Below are 14,507 nucleotides of genomic sequence, written 5' to 3'. Positions count from 1 at the left end.
GCGCGAAGGCCCCGGCTCGCGCCGGGGCCTTGCGGAAAGCTCTGGGGTGACGGTCAGACGTCGACGCCGTGGGCGCGCAGGTAGGCGACCGGGTCGATGTCGGAGCCGTAGGTGGGCGCCGTGCGGGCCTCGAAGTGCAGGTGCGGGCCGGTGACGTTGCCGGTGGCGCCGGAGAGGCCGATCTGCTGACCGGCGGTGACGGTCTGGCCGACGGACACGTCGATGGAGGAGAGGTGGCCGTACTGGGTGTAGGTGCCGTCGTTGTGCTTGATGACGACGTTGTTGCCGTACGCGCCGCCCCAGCCGGCCTCGACGACGGTGCCCGCGGCGACCGAGCGCACGGAGGTGCCGGTCTCGGCGTGGAAGTCGACGCCGGTGTGGCTGCCGGAGGACCACAGGCCGCTGGAGGCCTTGTAGGAGGTGGAGACGTAGGAGCCCTCGATGGGGCTCACGTAGACGCCCAGGCGCTTGCGCTCGGCCTCGCGGGCGGCGCGCTCCTGCTCCTTGCGCTCGGCCTCGGCCTTGCGCTTGGCCTCGTCGGCCTGCTTCTTGGCCTCGGCGGCCTGGTGCTGGGCCAGGACCTGGGCCTGCTGGATCGCGGCCGACTCGTCGGCGGAGTAGCGCAGGGTCTGGGCCTGCGCGTCGACGTTGCCGGCCATGACGTCGCTCATGACGACGGCCTGGGTGAGGCCCGTGTCCTCCGGGCCGCGGTGGGCGTCGTCGCCCTGGGCGGCGAAGGCGGGGGCCGCGACACCGGCGACCACGCCGGCGGCCGTCAGGGTGGCTATGCCCGCGACGTTGGCGCCGACACGGACGGCGCGGCTCGGACGGCGGTGCTTACCGGAAGCCATGGCTGCGGCTGATCCTTTCCTTCCCTCTCGCCTACCGGGTTAGCTGACGGGTTCGGAGCAGGAAGGTCTCCTACGGCGCCCTCGTGAGAGGGAGCCGATTCACCCCAGGGACTGGCTATGGGTCCCCGGCTCCCCGTGGCTTGCGCCGTGGGGACTCGGCGATGGCTGTCCGGGGCCGCGGTTGCGGCTCCGATCTGACGGACTGCCGAGCTGACGCTAATCGGCGTCAGATTCGATCGGCAAACAGATCACCGCTTTTATGACGTACGCCACACGACCAACCTGCAACCACACCTTCAAAACGGACATAAGGGGGGCGCGTGGGCCTCGTTGGGCCCACGCGCCCCCCTCGGGTGCCCAGCCGGTGCCGTACGGCGGCCGACTGAGGCGGCGTCAGGAGGATCCGGAGGATCGGGAGGGTCAGGAGGAGATGACGGTGACCTCGCCGATGCCCAGCGCCTTGACGGGCTCCGCGATCGCCGCGGCGTCACCGACGAGGACCGTCACCAGGCCGCCGACCGGGAAGGCGCTGACCACGGCCGCGGTGGCCTCCACGGTGCCGGTGGCGGCCAGCCGCTCGTACAGGTGCGCCTGGTAGTCGTCCGGCAGGAACTGCTCGACCTGGTCGGCGAGCGTACCGGCGACGGCCGCGGCCGTCTCGAACTTCAGCGGGGCCACGCCCACCAGGTTCTGCACGGCGGCGTCGCGCTCGGCGTCGGTGAGCCCGCCCTCGGCCAGGGTGCGCAGCACCTGCCACAGGTCCGCCAGCGCGGGGCCGGTGTTGGGCGTGTCGACGGAACCGCTGATGGCGAGCATGCCGGTGCCGCTGCCGTCCGGGGTGGAGCGCAGCACCTGGGCGAAGGCCCGTACGCCGTAGGTGTAGCCCTTCTCCTCGCGCAGCACCCGGTCCAGGCGCGAGGTGAGGGTGCCGCCCAGGCAGTAGGTGCCGAGCACCTGGGCGGGCCAGACCGCGGCGTGCCGGTCGGGGCCGGTGCGGCCGATGAGCAGCTGGGTCTGGACCGCGCCGGGGCGGTCGACGATGACCACGCGGCCGGTGTCGTCCGCGGTGACCGGCGTGGCGGGCCGGGGCGCGGCCGGGGCGCCGGTCCAGGCGCCGAGGGTGTCGGCGAGGGCCTCGTCGAGGTCGACGCCGGTGAAGTCGCCGACGACGACCGCGGTGGTGGTCGCGGGGCGCACATGGGCCTCGTAGAAGGCCCGTACGGAGGCGGCGTCGATGCGCTCGACGGTCTCCTCGGTGCCCTGGCGGGGGCGGGACATGCGGGCGTGCGGCGGGAACAGCTCGGCGGCCAGCGCCATGGCGGCCCGGCGGGCGGGGTTGGCCAGCTCGTGCGGGATCTCGTCGAGGCGGTTGCGCACCAGGCGCTCCACCTCGCCGTCGGGGAAGGCCGGGGCGCGCAGGGCGTCGGCGAGCAGGCCGAGCGCCTTGTGCAGGCGGGAGGCCGGCACCTCCAGGGAGAGCCGGACGCCGGGGTGGTCGGCGTGCGCGTCGAGGGTGGCGCCGCAGCGCTCCAGCTCGGCGGTGAAGTCCTCGGCGCTGAGCTTGTCGGTGCCCTCGGAGAAGGCGCGGGCCATGATCGTGGCGACGCCGTCGAGGCCCGCCGGCTCGGCCTCCAGGGGCGCGGCGAGGCTGATCTCGACCGCGACGACCTGCTGGCCGGGGCGGTGGCAGCGCAGCACGGTCACGCCGTTGGGCAGCTGGCCGCGCTCGGGGGCGGGGAAGGCCCAGGGGGTGGGGGCGCCCGGCTCCGGCCGGGGGTGGAACTGCATGGCGGGGGCGTCCTGGGTGGTGCCGGGGGCTGCGGTCTCGCTCACCGGTCGGTCTCCTCTTCCTGAATCGTGCCGGCGGCGATCGCGTCCTCGGCGGTCTGTTCGGCGATGCCCTGCGGGCCGGTGGGCTCGTAGACGAGCACGGCGCGGTTGGCCGGGTGCAGCCGGGCCTTGGCGACGGCCTGCACCTCGTCGGGCGTGACGTCGAGCACGCGCTGGACGGCGGTCAGGGCGAGCTGCGGGTCGCCGAAGAGGACGGCGAAGCGGCACAGCTCGTCGGCGCGGCCGCTGACCGTGGCGAGCCGGTCCAGCCACTCGCGCTCCAGCTGGGCCTGGGCGCGCTCCATCTCCTGGGGCGTGGGGCCCTCCAGGGCGAACCGGGCGAGCTCCTCGTCGACGGCGGCCTCGATGGCGGGCACCTCGACGCCGCCGGACGCCTTGACGTCCAGCCAGCCCAGCGAGGGCGCGCCGGCCAGGCGCAGCATGCCGAAGCCGGCGGCGACGGCGGTGCGGTCGTGCCGGACGAGGCGGTTGTGCAGGCGGGAGGACTCGCCGCCGCCGAGGATGGTCATGGCCAGGTCCGCGGCGTCGGCCTCGCGGGTGCCGTCGTGCGGCAGCCGGTAGGCGGCCATCAGGGCGCGGGCGGGCACCTCCTCGCGCACGACCTCGCGCAGCTCCACGCCGATGGTGTCGGGCAGGCTGCCGTCGCGCGGGGGCTGCTTGCCGTCGTGGGCGGGGATGGAGCCGAAGTACTTCTCGACCCAGGCGAGCGTCTGCTCCGGGTCGATGTCGCCGACGACCGCCAGGACGGCGTTGCCGGGCGCGTAGTAGGTGCGGAAGAAGGCCCGCGCGTCCTCCAGGGAGGCGGCGTCCAGGTCGGCCATGGAGCCGATGGGGGTGTGGTGGTACGGGTGGCCCTCGGGGTAGGCCATGGCCACCAGCTTCTCGAACGCGGTGCCGTAGGGCACGTTGTCGTACCGCTGGCGGCGCTCGTTCTTCACCACGTCGCGCTGGTTCTCCAGGGACTCCTCGTCCAGCGCGGTGAGCAGCGAGCCCATGCGGTCGGCCTCGAGCCACAGCGCCAGCTCCAGCTGGTGGGCGGGCATGGTCTCGAAGTAGTTGGTGCGCTCGAAGCTGGTGGTGCCGTTGAGCGAGCCGCCGGCGGACTGCACCAGCTCGAAGTGGCCGTTGCCCTTGACCTGGGCGGAGCCCTGGAACATCAGGTGCTCGAAGAGGTGGGCGAGGCCGGTGCGGCCCGCGACCTCGTGGCGGGAGCCGACGTCGTACCAGAGGCAGACCGCCGCGACCGGCGTCTGGTGATCCTCGGAGAGCACCACCCGCAGGCCGTTGGCCAGGCGGTGCTCGGTCGCTGTCAGGCCGCCGGAACCGGCCTGCTGCGTGGCCGTGTGACCCATGGGCATGTAGTCCCTTCGATCCTCGGGAGATCTCGCGCTGTCCCGCGCACCGCCGGCCCGGTGCTGTGCCGGGCCATTCGGGCGGACCGCGGGGGACGCGCGTGGTGAACAAGTGCTGTCACTGTATGCAAGCGCGCCGGGCTCTGGCGAAGTTCCCGGACCGGCCCGGGATCCTCCGGACGGGTCGCGGTCGGTGTTGTCGGTGGCGCGGTCCACAATGGACCGCGTCATTTCCCGTCAGTGCGTTACCGCCCCCGGCAACCGATCGAAGGAGCCGCAGCCGCGATGGCCCGCCGCAGCACGAAGACCCCGCCGCCGGAACAGTTCGAGGAGCGCATCCTCGACATCGACGTCGTCGACGAGATGCAGGGCTCCTTCCTCGAGTACGCCTACTCCGTCATCTACTCGCGCGCCCTGCCCGACGCCCGGGACGGCCTCAAGCCCGTCCAGCGCCGCATCCTCTTCCAGATGAACGAGATGGGCCTGCGGCCCGACCGGGCGCACGTGAAGTCCGCCCGCGTCGTCGGCGAGGTGATGGGCAAGCTCCACCCGCACGGCGACGCCTCGATCTACGACGCGCTGGTGCGCCTGGCGCAGCCGTTCTCCATGCGGCTGCCGCTGGTCGACGGGCACGGCAACTTCGGCTCGCTGGGCAACGACGACCCGCCGGCCGCCATGCGGTACACCGAGGCCCGCATGGCGGCGCCGACGACGCTGATGACGGAGTCGATCGACGAGGAGACGGTCGACTTCGCGCCGAACTACGACGGCAGCGTGCAGGAGCCGGTGACGCTGCCCGCCGCGTACCCGAACCTGCTGGTCAACGGCTCGTCCGGGATCGCGGTCGGCATGGCGACGAACATGCCGCCGCACAACCTGGGCGAGGTGATCGCCGCCGCGCGGCACCTGATCAAGCACCCGGGCGCCGACCTCGACACGCTGATGAAGTACATCCCCGGCCCGGACCTGCCCACGGGCGGCCGGATCGTGGGGCTCAGCGGCATCCGCGACGCGTACGAGACCGGGCGCGGCACGTTCCGGATGCGCGCGACGGTGTCCGTGGAGAACGTCACGGCGCGCCGCAAGGGCCTGGTGGTGACCGAGCTGCCGTTCACTGTGGGCCCGGAGAAGGTCATCTCCAAGATCAAGGACCTGGTGGGCTCGAAGAAGCTCCAGGGCATCGCCGATGTGAAGGACCTCACCGACCGCGCCCACGGCCTGCGCCTGGTCATCGAGGTGAAGAACGGCTTCAACCCCGAGGCCGTGCTGGAGCAGCTGTACAAGCTGACGCCGATGGAGGAGTCCTTCGGCATCAACAACGTGGCGCTGGTGGACGGCCAGCCGCTGACGCTGGGCCTGAAGGAGCTGCTGGAGGTCTACGTCGACCACCGGTTCGACGTGGTCCGCCGGCGCAGCGAGTTCCGGCGCCGCAAGCGGCGGGACCGGCTGCACCTGGTCGAGGGTCTGCTGGTGGCGCTCGCCGACATCGACGAGGTCATCCGAATCATTCGATCGAGTGAGAACGCTGCGGCTGCGAAGCAGTCACTCGTGGAGCGGTTCTCGCTCTCCGAGGTGCAGACCCAGTACATCCTCGACACGCCGCTGCGCCGCCTGACGAAGTTCGACCGGATCGAGCTGGAGGGCGAGCGGGACCGGCTGACCGCCGAGATCGAGGAGCTGACCCGGATCCTGGAGTCGGACGCGGAGCTGCGCAAGCTCGTCTCCTCGGAACTGGGCGAGGTGGCGAAGAAGTTCGGCACCCCGCGGCGCACGGTGCTGCTGGAGTCGGCGGGCGCGCAGGCCACGGCGGTGCCCCTCCAGGTGGCCGACGACCCGTGCCGGGTGCTGCTGTCCTCCACGGGCCTGCTGGCCCGTACGGCCACCGGTGAGCCGGTGCCGGCGGCGGGCGGGGCCGGGCGCGTCAAGCACGACGTGATCCGCTCGGCAGTGCCGGCCACGGCGCTGGGCGAGGTCGGCGTGGTCACGTCGGCCGGGCGGCTGCTGCGGCTGCGCGTGATCGACCTGCCGCAGCTGCCGGAGACGGCCCAGCCGCCGAACCTGGCGGGCGGCGCCCCGGTCGCGGAGTTCCTGACCCTGGCGGACGACGAGACGGTGGTCTGCCTGACGACGCTCGACGAGTCCTCGCCGGGGCTCGCGCTCGGCACGGAGCAGGGCGTGGTCAAGCGCGTGGTGCCGGACTACCCGGCCAACAAGGACGAGCTGGAGGTCATCACCCTCAAGGACGGCGACCGGATCGTCGGCGCCGCCGAGCTGCGCACGGGCGAGGAGGACCTGGTCTTCGTCACCGACGACGCCCAGCTGCTGCGCTACCAGGCGTCGCAGGTACGGCCGCAGGGCCGGCCGGCGGGCGGCATGGCGGGCGTCAAGCTGGCGTCGGGCGCGAAGGTGATCTCGTTCACGGCCGTCGACCCGGCCGAGGACGCGGTGGTGTTCACGGTGGCGGGGGCGCGCGGCGGCCTGCCGGGCGCGGCGGTGACGGGCACGGCCAAGCTGACGCCGTTCGACCAGTACCCGCGGAAGGGCCGGGCCACCGGCGGCGTGCGCTGCCAGCGGTTCCTGAAGGGCGAGGACTGCCTGGTGCTGGCCTGGGCCGGCGCCGCCCCGGCCCGCGCGGCCGATGCCAAGGGCGCCCCGGTGCCGCTGCCGGAGCCGGACCCGCGCCGCGACGGCTCGGGCACGCCGCTGGCCAAGCCGGTGGCGACGGTGGCGGGGCCGGTGTAGTCCGGCGGCGCCGGGTGCTGGCGCGGGGCCGGGGTGCGGTGGCGCCTCAGCCCTGCGCGTAGCGCAGGACGCCCCACATGGCGCTGTCATCGGTGTCCTGCGGGGTGGGGTTCCGGCAGGCGTCGAGGCCCTCGCGGAGCGCGGGGGCGTCGACGCCCCGGCCGATCATCACCAGCTGGGTCAGCCGGGGCTCGGAACGGGCCCACGGCGAGCGGTAGAAGCGCAGGAAGTCGCCGACGGCGTGCAGGGTGAACTTCTGCCGGTGGCCGGGCAGGCCGAAGTGGACGAAGCCCTTGATCCGGTAGAGGCCCTCGGGCCGGCTGTCGAGGAACTCCATCAGCCGGCGCGGGTGCAGCGGCTCGGCGGACGTGAACTCGACGCTCTCGTAGCCGGCGTGCAGGTGGCCGTGGTGGGCGTCTTCGGCGTCGTCCTCCTCGTCGTCCGTCTCGTCGTCCGTGCACAGGTCCTCGAACGACAGCTGGCGGACGGCCTCCAGGTGGTCCTCGCGCGGCTTGCGGTCGAAGAACAGCCCGGGGTCGAGACGTCCGTGCTCGACGGGTATGACGGGCGTGCCGGGCGCGAGGCCGGCCAGCAGTTCCAGCAGGCCGTCGCGTTCGGCCTCGCCGACGCGGTCGGCCTTGCTGAGGACCACCAGGTCGGCGATGCCGAGGTGGCGGTCGAGCTCCGGGTGGCGGGCCCGGGTCGCGGCGAACTCGGCGGCGTCGACGACCTCGACCAGGCCGCCGTAGACGATGGCGCTGTTCTCGCTGGCCAGGATCATGCGGACGAGCTCCTGCGGCTCGGCGAGCCCGCTGGCCTCCACGACGATGACGTCGATGCGGGCGGAGGGGCGGGACAGCCGGTCGAGGAAGCCGTCCAGCTCGCTCGTGTCCACGGCGCAGCACAGGCAGCCGTTGCCGAGGGACACCATGGAGTCGACCTGCCCGGCGACGCTCATGGCGTCGATCTCGATGGACCCGAAGTCGTTGACGATCGCCCCGACGCGGGTGCCGCCGCTCCGGGTGAGCAGGTGGTTGAGGAGGGTGGTCTTGCCCGCTCCGAGGAACCCCGCGAGCACGATGACCGGGATCTGTCGTCTGGGTCGCGCGGCCAAGGGGGCTCCTCCTTGTGGGTGGGGTCCGTCCGGGGCGCTCCAGGATAGGCGGGCGGCGGTGGCCGGGAGCCGTCCGTCCGGTTCGCCGCCCGTGCAGCACGTGCCCCGGTCAGGTTAGGCTCGCCTTCGTGAGCACGTGCGCGACTGCCTCCCGACTGCTGGCCGAGCCGCTGGCCGGCACCGCCGCCACCGCGCGGACCTGGCTGCTGATCGAACAGCCGGGCCCGTGGGGCCGTGACGCGCTCGCTTCCAGCCATCTCGATCCGGCCACCGGCAGCGCCCTGGCCGAGGCCACGGCGGGTACGGGCGTACGCGTCGCCCTCATCCGGCGCCCCGGGCGCCACGCCGACTGCCACGAGCCCGCCCGGCACCGCGTCGTCCTCGCGCACACCGCGCCGGGCCGCTCCTGGATGCGCAGCGCCTCGCTGACGGACGTCGGCGCCCTGCTCCACCTGGACTTCGCCGCGCTGGGCGCGGGGGTGCCCGACGGGCTGGGGCCGGAGTACGCGACGTACGACGGGGAGCCGATGGCTCTGGTGTGCACCAACGGCAAGCGGGACCGCTGCTGTGCTCTGCTCGGCCGGCCGCTGGCGGCGGAGCTCGCCGCGGCGGGCGGCGTCGAGGTGTGGGAGGTCACCCACATCGGTGGTCACCGCTTCGCGCCGACGCTGTTCGTGCTGCCGTACGGCTACGCGTACGGCCGGGCCACCGCGCACGCCGTGAAGGACGCCCTGGAAGCCGCCCGGGAGGGCCGGGTGGCCACCGCGAACTGCCGGGGCCGCTCCGCGTGGGACCGGCCGGGCCAGGCCGCCGAACTGGCCGTACGGGCCCTGACCGGCGAGGACGGCGCGGACGCGCTGGACGTGACGGCGACGGTGGCGGTGCCGGTGGCCGACGGTTCGGCGCCGCGCTGGTCCGTGACCGTCGCGCACAGCGACGGGCGGGCCTGGCGGGTCGAGGTGGAGCAGGGTGCGGCCGCGCCGGCCCGGCCGGAGAGCTGCGGCAAGGCCCTGGCCACGCCCGCCCGGATGGACGTCGTGGCCCTGGTACCGCTGGCCTGAGCCGGCCTCCGCCGGCCGGACGTCAGCCGCGCTCCCCCGCCTTGCGCACGAACTCGGTGGTGTAGGTCTGCGACAGGTTGACCGTGCGGTTCTTCAGGTCGGGGTTGAAGGACTTCAGGACCTCGAGGACGGTCGACGGGCCGTCGGACGGCATGACGCCGTCCTTGGTGAACATCGGCAGCGTGCTGGCGATGGCCTTGGTGTACAGGTCCCGGCCGCCCTTGGCGTAGTCGTCGGGCATCTTGGCCGCGATCTCCTCCGGCGAATGCTCCGACATCCACTTGAGGGTCTTCACCATGGCGTTGGCGACCTTCTGCACGGTCTCCTTGTGGCTGTTCACCCACTCGGTGTTCATGTAGAGGCTGGAGGCCGGGTAGAGGCCGCCGAGCGCGGCCCGCGAGCCCTCGGGGGTGCGCATGTCGACGAGGACCTTGCCGAGGTCCTTGGCGACGATCTGGGCGACGGTCGGGTCGGTGGTCATACCGGCGTCGATCGAGCCCTTCTGCAGGGCGCTGATGAACGTCTGCCCGGCGCCGACGGCCACCGGCGTGATGTCGCTGACCTGCACGCCGTTCTTCACCGCGAGGTACTTGGTGAGGAAGTCCGTGGAGGAACCGAGGCCGGTGACGCCGAGCTTCTTGCCCTTGAAGTCCTTGGGCGAGGCCAGGCCGGAGGCCGCGGACTTGGAGACGATCTCCACCTCGCCCGGCGTCTGGGCCAGCTGCACGACCGACTCGACCTGCTTGCCCTTCACCTGGAGGTCGAGGGTGTGGTCGTAGAAGCCGACGACGCCCTGGACGTCGCCGGAGACCAGCGAGGTCGTCGCCTGCACGCCGGCGGGCTCGCTGAGCAGCTTGACGTGGACGCCCTCCTGGTCGAAGTAGCCGAGCCGCTCGGTGAGGACGGCGGGCAGGTAGATGACCTTGTCCAGGCCCCCCACCATGATCTTGACGGTCTCGCCCTTGTAGTTCTCGTTGGCCGACACCTTGGAGCTGGTGGCGGACGAGTCGTCGGCGCAGCCCGCCAGGGCCAGGCACATCACCCCCGCAACGGTCGTCGAACAGACCTTGGCGAGCTTTATGGAGGTACGCATGATCTGGTTCCTTGAGGGTGTCGGTGGACGGGGAACGGGGAGCCGGGGGGTGTCAGCGGTCGCCGCCGGAGGCGGGCTTCCAGCGGAAGAGCCGCTTCTCGGCGAAGGTGAGCAGGGCCTCGGCGAGCAGCGCGACGACGGCGAGGATCACCATCGCGGCGTAGACGCCGGCGGAGTTGAAGTTGCCCTGGGAGGACGAGACGAGCAGGCCGATGCCCTTGTCCGCGCCGATGTACTCGCCGACGATGGCGCCGATCAGGGCGAAGCCGAAGCTGACGTGCAGGCTGGTGAAGATCCAGGAGGTCGCCGCGGGGACGACCACCTGGAGGGTCACCTGCCGGTTGTTCGCGCCCAGGATGCGGGCGTTGGCGATCAGATTGCGGTCGACTTCGCGCACGCCCTGGAAGGCGTTGAAGAAGACCGGGAAGAAGACGAGCACGACCGCGGAGGCGATTTTCGAGGCGGGGCCGAGGCCGAACCAGATGAGGAAGATCGGCGCGAGGACGATGCGGGGCAGTGCGTTCAGCACCTTGATGTACGGGCCCAGCACCTCGGCGAGCAGCCGGATCCGGCCGAGCACGATGCCCGCCACCACGCCCGCGCCGACGCCCACGGCCCAGCCGATCAGCGCCTCGTAGAGCGTGACCCAGATCTGTTCGCCGAGCGACCCCTGGGCGGTGCCGTGCATCGTCCACTGCACCAGCTGGTCCCAGATCTTGGACGGCATGGAGAAGTTGAACGGGTCGATGGTGCCGGCGCGGGACAGCGCCTCCCAGGCGCCGAGCACGGCGGCGAGGAGCAGGACGCGGACGGTGTGGACGAGGAGGCGGCGGTTGCGGGCGGCGCGCAGCCGGGCCTCGCCGCGGCTGGTGGGCTTCTCCAGAGCGGCGACAGCGACGACGGCTTCGGGGGACTCAAGCGACACGACTCGCACCTCGCTCCCGGGTGATGCGGACTTCCTCGCCGAGGGAGGACCAGATCTCGCGGTAGATGTCGATGAACTCCGGCTCCAGGCGGACCGATTCGACCTTGCGCGGCCTTGGCAGGGGGACCGGGAAGACCTGCTTGACGGTGGCCGGGCCCGCCGTCATGACCACGACCTTGTCGGCGAGGGCGATGGCCTCCTCCAGGTCGTGGGTGACGAAGACGACGGACGCCGGCGGCGCGTCGTCCGGCCGGTCCGTGCCCGCACCGCCCCACAGCTCCAGCAGCTCGTCGGACATCAGGGCGCGGGTCTGCACGTCCAGCGCGGAGAACGGCTCGTCCATGAGCAGGATCGTGGGGTCGTTGACGAAGGTCTGGGCGAGGGCCACGCGCTTGCGCTGGCCGCCGGAGAGCTGGTGCGGGTAGCGGTCGGTGAAGGCGCCCAGGCCGACGCGGTCGAGCCAGACGCGGGCCCGCTCGCGGGCCTCGGCCTTGGGCACGCCGCGGAAGCGGGGGCCGGCCATCACGTTGGACAGCACGGTGCGCCAGGGGAAGACGGCGTCCTGCTGGAAGACGAAGCCGACGTCCTGCCGGATGCCGCACACCGGTTCGCCGCCGACCAGGACCTCGCCCTCGGTGGGCTCCTCCAGGCCGCTGACCAGCGTCAGCGTGGTCGACTTGCCGCAGCCGGTGGGGCCGACGACGGCCACGAACTCGCCGCGCTCCACGGTGAGATCAAGATCGCGTACGGCTGTGTGGAGCGTGCCCGAGGGCGTGCGGAACGCCTTGCTCGCGCCGCGCAGCTCGATCGCCGGCGCGGTGCCCTCGTGTGGGTTGCCGCGTGGTGTGCCGCTGTTCATGCGTCCGCCTCCGCTGCCGGCCACGGGCCGGCTCGTCTCGCGCTTGCTCCGCCCCACCGTTTTCGTTCGCTGTCGTGGGGCGGCCGGTGCTGGAGGCTAGGAGGGGGGTGCGGGGCGGGGGCAGCCTTGTGAGCGCTGTGCGGGTTGTGCGCACGAAGCCTGTTCTGCTCGTTTTGCTCGCGATAGAACAACAAAAGCGACACGAGAGGGACACCAGTGGCCATCACCCGGCTACGGTGAGTACACACTTCCGCCCGAACCGAACAACAACCGAAGCACAGGACCGCGAAGAAGACGAAAGGGACAAACATGCTTCCCTGGTGGCCCCGCCGCGTCTTCGCCCACGTCCTGTCCGCCCAGTTGCTGATCACCGCCGGCGTCACCGCGCTGGCCACCGGCCTCTTCCTGGCCCCGCTGGCCGCCCAGCTCGACGAGCAGGCCGAGCACCGGGCCCTGGCCGTCGCGCAGGCCACCGCCGCACAGCCGGGCATCGCCCGCGCGGTGCTCGCCGGCGCACCCGACCCCGAGGGGCCCGTGCAGGACGCGGCCGAGCGCATCCGCCTGGCCACCGGCGCGAGTTACGTGGTCGTGGCCGACACCCGCGGCATCCGCTGGTCGCACACCAACCCCGCGGAGATCGGCCGGCATGTGAGCACCGACCCCGGCCCGGCGCTGGCCGGGCACGAATGGACCGGCATCGAGAAGGGGACGCTGGGCCGCTCGGCACGGGGCAAGGTGCCGCTGCGCGACACCGAGGGCGCCATCGTCGGCGAGGTGTCCGTGGGCATCGCCTACGACGACGTGCGCGACGTCCTGCTGCACGCCCTGCCGGGCATCCTCGTCTACTCCGGCGCGGCGCTGGCGGTGGGCGCGCTCGCCGCGTTCGGCGTCTCCTGGCGGCTGCGCAAGCGCACCCACGGCATCGAACTGTCCGAGATCGCAGCGCTGCTCCAGGAACGCGAGGCCATGCTGCACGGCATACGCGAGGGCGTGCTCGCCCTCGACCGGCACGGCCGGGTACGGCTGGTCAACGACGAGGCCGGGCGGCTGCTGGGGCTCGGCCAGGACGCCGTGGGGCGGCCGCTGGAGGACGTCCTGCCGCCGGGCCGCACCGCCGACGTGCTCACCGGCCGCGTCGAGGGCACGGACCTGCTGACCGTCTGCGGCGAACGGGTGCTGGTGGCCAACCGGATGACCACCGGCTTCGGCACGGTGGCCACCCTGCGCGACCGCACCGAACTGGAACGCCTGGCCCGCGAACTGGACGCCACCCGCGGCCTGACCGAGGCGCTGCGCGCCCAGGACCACGAGCACGCCAACCGCATGCACACGCTCGTGGGGCTGCTGGAGCTGGAGATGTACGACCGGGCGGTGGAGTACGTCGCCGAGGTGACCGGCGCGGACCGGTCCACGGCCGAACAGGTCACCGAGCGGGTGCGCGAGCCGCTGGTGGCGGCGCTGCTCGTCGGCAAGGGCGCGGTCGCCGCCGAGCGCGGCGTGGCGTTGCGCGTCGGCCCGGCGACCCGGCTGCCGGACGGCGTGGTCGACCCCACGGACCTGGTGACGGTGCTGGGCAACCTCGTCGACAACGCGCTCGACGCGGCGCGGCCCGGCCCCGAGGCGTTCGTGGAGGTCGAGGTGCGGGCGGTGGGCACCGCGGTGGTGATGAGCGTGGCGGACAACGGGCCGGGGGTGCCGGAGCAGGCGCGGGAGCTGGTGTTCACGGACGGCTGGACCACGAAGGAGGCCACCGCGCACCGGCCCCGTGGCCTGGGCCTGTCGCTGGTGCGGCGGCTGGCGGAACGGTACGGCGGGTCGGCCCGGGTGACGGAACGCGAGGGCGGCGGAGCGGTGTTCACGGTCGAACTGCCCGACGCCCTGCGGCCGGCCGGCCCGGAGCGGGACGCACCGGAGCGGTGCTCCCTGGAGGAGGTGGGAGGGTGATCGACGTCCTGGTCGTCGACGACGACTTCCGCGTCGCGGAGGTCAACTCCGCGTACGTGTCACGGGTTCCGGGCTTCCGCGTCCGGGGCACGGCGCACAACGCGGCGCAGGCGCTGGCCGAACTGGAGCGCGGCGGCGTCGACCTGCTGCTGCTCGACCACTACCTGCCGGACGAGACGGGCCTGTCGCTGATGCGCCGCATCCGGCAGCTGGGCCACCACACGGACGTCATCATGGTCACGGCGGCCCGGGACATGGCCACGGTGCAGGCCGCGATGCGCTACGGGGCGCTCCAGTACCTGGTGAAGCCGTTCACCTTCCCCGGCCTGCGGGTGAAGCTGGAGGCGTACGCGCGGCTGCGGCGCACCCTGGAGAGCGCCGGGGAGGCCGGGCAGGACCAGGTCGACCGGATCTTCGGCACGCTGCGTACGGCCGCGGTGGCCGCGCCCCTGCCCAAGGGGCACTCGGCACCGACGGCCGACCTGATCCGCCGGGTGCTGTCGGACGCCGCACGGCCGCTGTCGGCGCACGAGGTCGCCGAGCGCTCGGGGCTGAGCCGGTCGACGGCGCAGCGGTACCTCAAGCGCCTGGAGGAGTCGGGCCGGCTGCGCCTCACCCTGCGGTACGGCGAGACGGGCCGGCCCGAGCACCGGTACACCTGGGAGGCCGCCCGGGAGCACGAGCGCTGACGCCCACGGCGCGCACGCCCGCGCGG

General features: G+C 72.9%; 11 protein-coding genes and 1 riboswitch. Of the genes, 4 read left to right on the top strand and 7 right to left on the bottom strand.

The annotated features are described in order from the left end of the window. Positions 1-53 precede the first annotated feature (53 nt). From IE305_RS00405 to IE305_RS00395, 3 genes are all read right to left on the bottom strand, one after another. Entirely contained in the window at positions 54-851 is a 798-nt protein-coding gene (locus IE305_RS00405; RefSeq protein WP_190127301.1) for a M23 family metallopeptidase, read from the bottom strand. Positions 852-864: 13 nt separating this feature from the next. Continuing rightward, positions 865-1,022: riboswitch (cyclic di-AMP (ydaO/yuaA leader) on the bottom strand. A 249-nt stretch (positions 1,023-1,271) separates the two neighbouring features. Further along, positions 1,272-2,639, bottom strand: coding sequence for a M16 family metallopeptidase (locus tag IE305_RS00400; RefSeq protein ID WP_190128141.1), 1,368 nt, complete (start codon positions 2,637-2,639; stop codon positions 1,272-1,274). A 41-nt stretch (positions 2,640-2,680) separates the two neighbouring features. Beyond that, positions 2,681-4,054 (bottom strand): M16 family metallopeptidase, encoded by a 1,374-nt coding sequence (locus tag IE305_RS00395; RefSeq protein WP_229890555.1) that lies wholly within the window; start codon positions 4,052-4,054, stop codon positions 2,681-2,683. 285 nt (positions 4,055-4,339) lie between these two features. On the opposite strand from IE305_RS00395, the gene IE305_RS00390 reads away from it, so the two are divergent. After that, on the top strand, positions 4,340-6,796 hold the full coding sequence (locus IE305_RS00390; protein WP_190127299.1) for a DNA gyrase/topoisomerase IV subunit A: 2,457 nt from the start codon (positions 4,340-4,342) through the stop codon (positions 6,794-6,796). 46 nt (positions 6,797-6,842) lie between these two features. Here IE305_RS00390 and IE305_RS00385 read toward each other — a convergent pair whose 3' ends face one another. Continuing rightward, the gene (locus IE305_RS00385; protein WP_190127298.1) at positions 6,843-7,910 is read right to left on the bottom strand and encodes a CobW family GTP-binding protein; all 1,068 of its coding nucleotides are present in this window, start codon (positions 7,908-7,910) and stop codon (positions 6,843-6,845) included. A 128-nt stretch (positions 7,911-8,038) separates the two neighbouring features. Here IE305_RS00385 and IE305_RS00380 point away from each other — a divergent pair, with 128 nt between their 5' ends. Continuing rightward, positions 8,039-8,971 carry a ferredoxin family protein gene (locus tag IE305_RS00380; protein ID WP_190127297.1) on the top strand — a complete coding sequence of 311 codons (933 nt, stop codon included), beginning with the start codon at positions 8,039-8,041 and terminating at the stop codon, positions 8,969-8,971. A 22-nt stretch (positions 8,972-8,993) separates the two neighbouring features. On the opposite strand, the gene IE305_RS00375 is transcribed toward IE305_RS00380, so the two are convergent. Genes IE305_RS00375 through IE305_RS00365 form a run of 3 tightly spaced genes read right to left on the bottom strand, consistent with a single transcriptional unit; the run spans position 8,994 to position 11,848 of the window. After that, positions 8,994-10,064, bottom strand: a complete 1,071-nt coding sequence (locus IE305_RS00375; RefSeq protein WP_190127296.1) for an ABC transporter substrate-binding protein — start codon at positions 10,062-10,064, stop codon at positions 8,994-8,996. Between the two features lie 52 nt (positions 10,065-10,116). After that, positions 10,117-10,947 carry an ABC transporter permease gene (locus tag IE305_RS00370; RefSeq protein WP_373311513.1) on the bottom strand — a complete coding sequence of 277 codons (831 nt, stop codon included), beginning with the start codon at positions 10,945-10,947 and terminating at the stop codon, positions 10,117-10,119. Positions 10,948-10,978: 31 nt separating this feature from the next. Then, complete coding sequence (locus IE305_RS00365) at positions 10,979-11,848, bottom strand: ABC transporter ATP-binding protein (RefSeq protein ID WP_190127294.1); 870 nt, start codon at positions 11,846-11,848, stop codon at positions 10,979-10,981. 309 nt (positions 11,849-12,157) lie between these two features. On the opposite strand from IE305_RS00365, the gene IE305_RS00360 reads away from it, so the two are divergent. After that, the gene (locus IE305_RS00360) at positions 12,158-13,792 is read left to right on the top strand and encodes a sensor histidine kinase (RefSeq protein ID WP_190127293.1); all 1,635 of its coding nucleotides are present in this window, start codon (positions 12,158-12,160) and stop codon (positions 13,790-13,792) included. Further along, on the top strand, positions 13,789-14,481 hold the full coding sequence (locus IE305_RS00355; protein ID WP_190127292.1) for a response regulator: 693 nt from the start codon (positions 13,789-13,791) through the stop codon (positions 14,479-14,481). The genes IE305_RS00360 and IE305_RS00355 overlap by 4 nt, the downstream gene beginning before the upstream one ends. Positions 14,482-14,507: the final 26 nt, after the last annotated feature.

The organism is Streptomyces mashuensis (assembly GCF_014654785.1).
Taxonomy (GTDB): Bacteria; Actinomycetota; Actinomycetes; order Streptomycetales; family Streptomycetaceae; genus Streptomyces; species Streptomyces mashuensis.
The sequence above is the reverse complement of the archived record's forward strand: the minus strand, read 5'-3'. Positions and strand labels throughout refer to the sequence as shown.

Excerpts from the sequence above, each read along its gene's own strand:
- IE305_RS00390 (WP_190127299.1), top strand. The coding sequence starts at position 4,340 with ATGGCCCGCCGCAGCACGAAGACCCCGCCGCCGGAACAGTTCGAGGAG.
- IE305_RS00405 (WP_190127301.1), bottom strand. The coding sequence starts at position 851 with ATGGCTTCCGGTAAGCACCGCCGTCCGAGCCGCGCCGTCCGTGTCGGC.
- IE305_RS00400 (WP_190128141.1), bottom strand. The coding sequence starts at position 2,639 with ATGCAGTTCCACCCCCGGCCGGAGCCGGGCGCCCCCACCCCCTGGGCC.
- IE305_RS00365 (WP_190127294.1), bottom strand. The coding sequence starts at position 11,848 with ATGAACAGCGGCACACCACGCGGCAACCCACACGAGGGCACCGCGCCG.
- IE305_RS00395 (WP_229890555.1), bottom strand. The coding sequence starts at position 4,054 with ATGGGTCACACGGCCACGCAGCAGGCCGGTTCCGGCGGCCTGACAGCG.
- IE305_RS00375 (WP_190127296.1), bottom strand. The coding sequence starts at position 10,064 with ATGCGTACCTCCATAAAGCTCGCCAAGGTCTGTTCGACGACCGTTGCG.
- IE305_RS00360 (WP_190127293.1), top strand. The coding sequence starts at position 12,158 with ATGCTTCCCTGGTGGCCCCGCCGCGTCTTCGCCCACGTCCTGTCCGCC.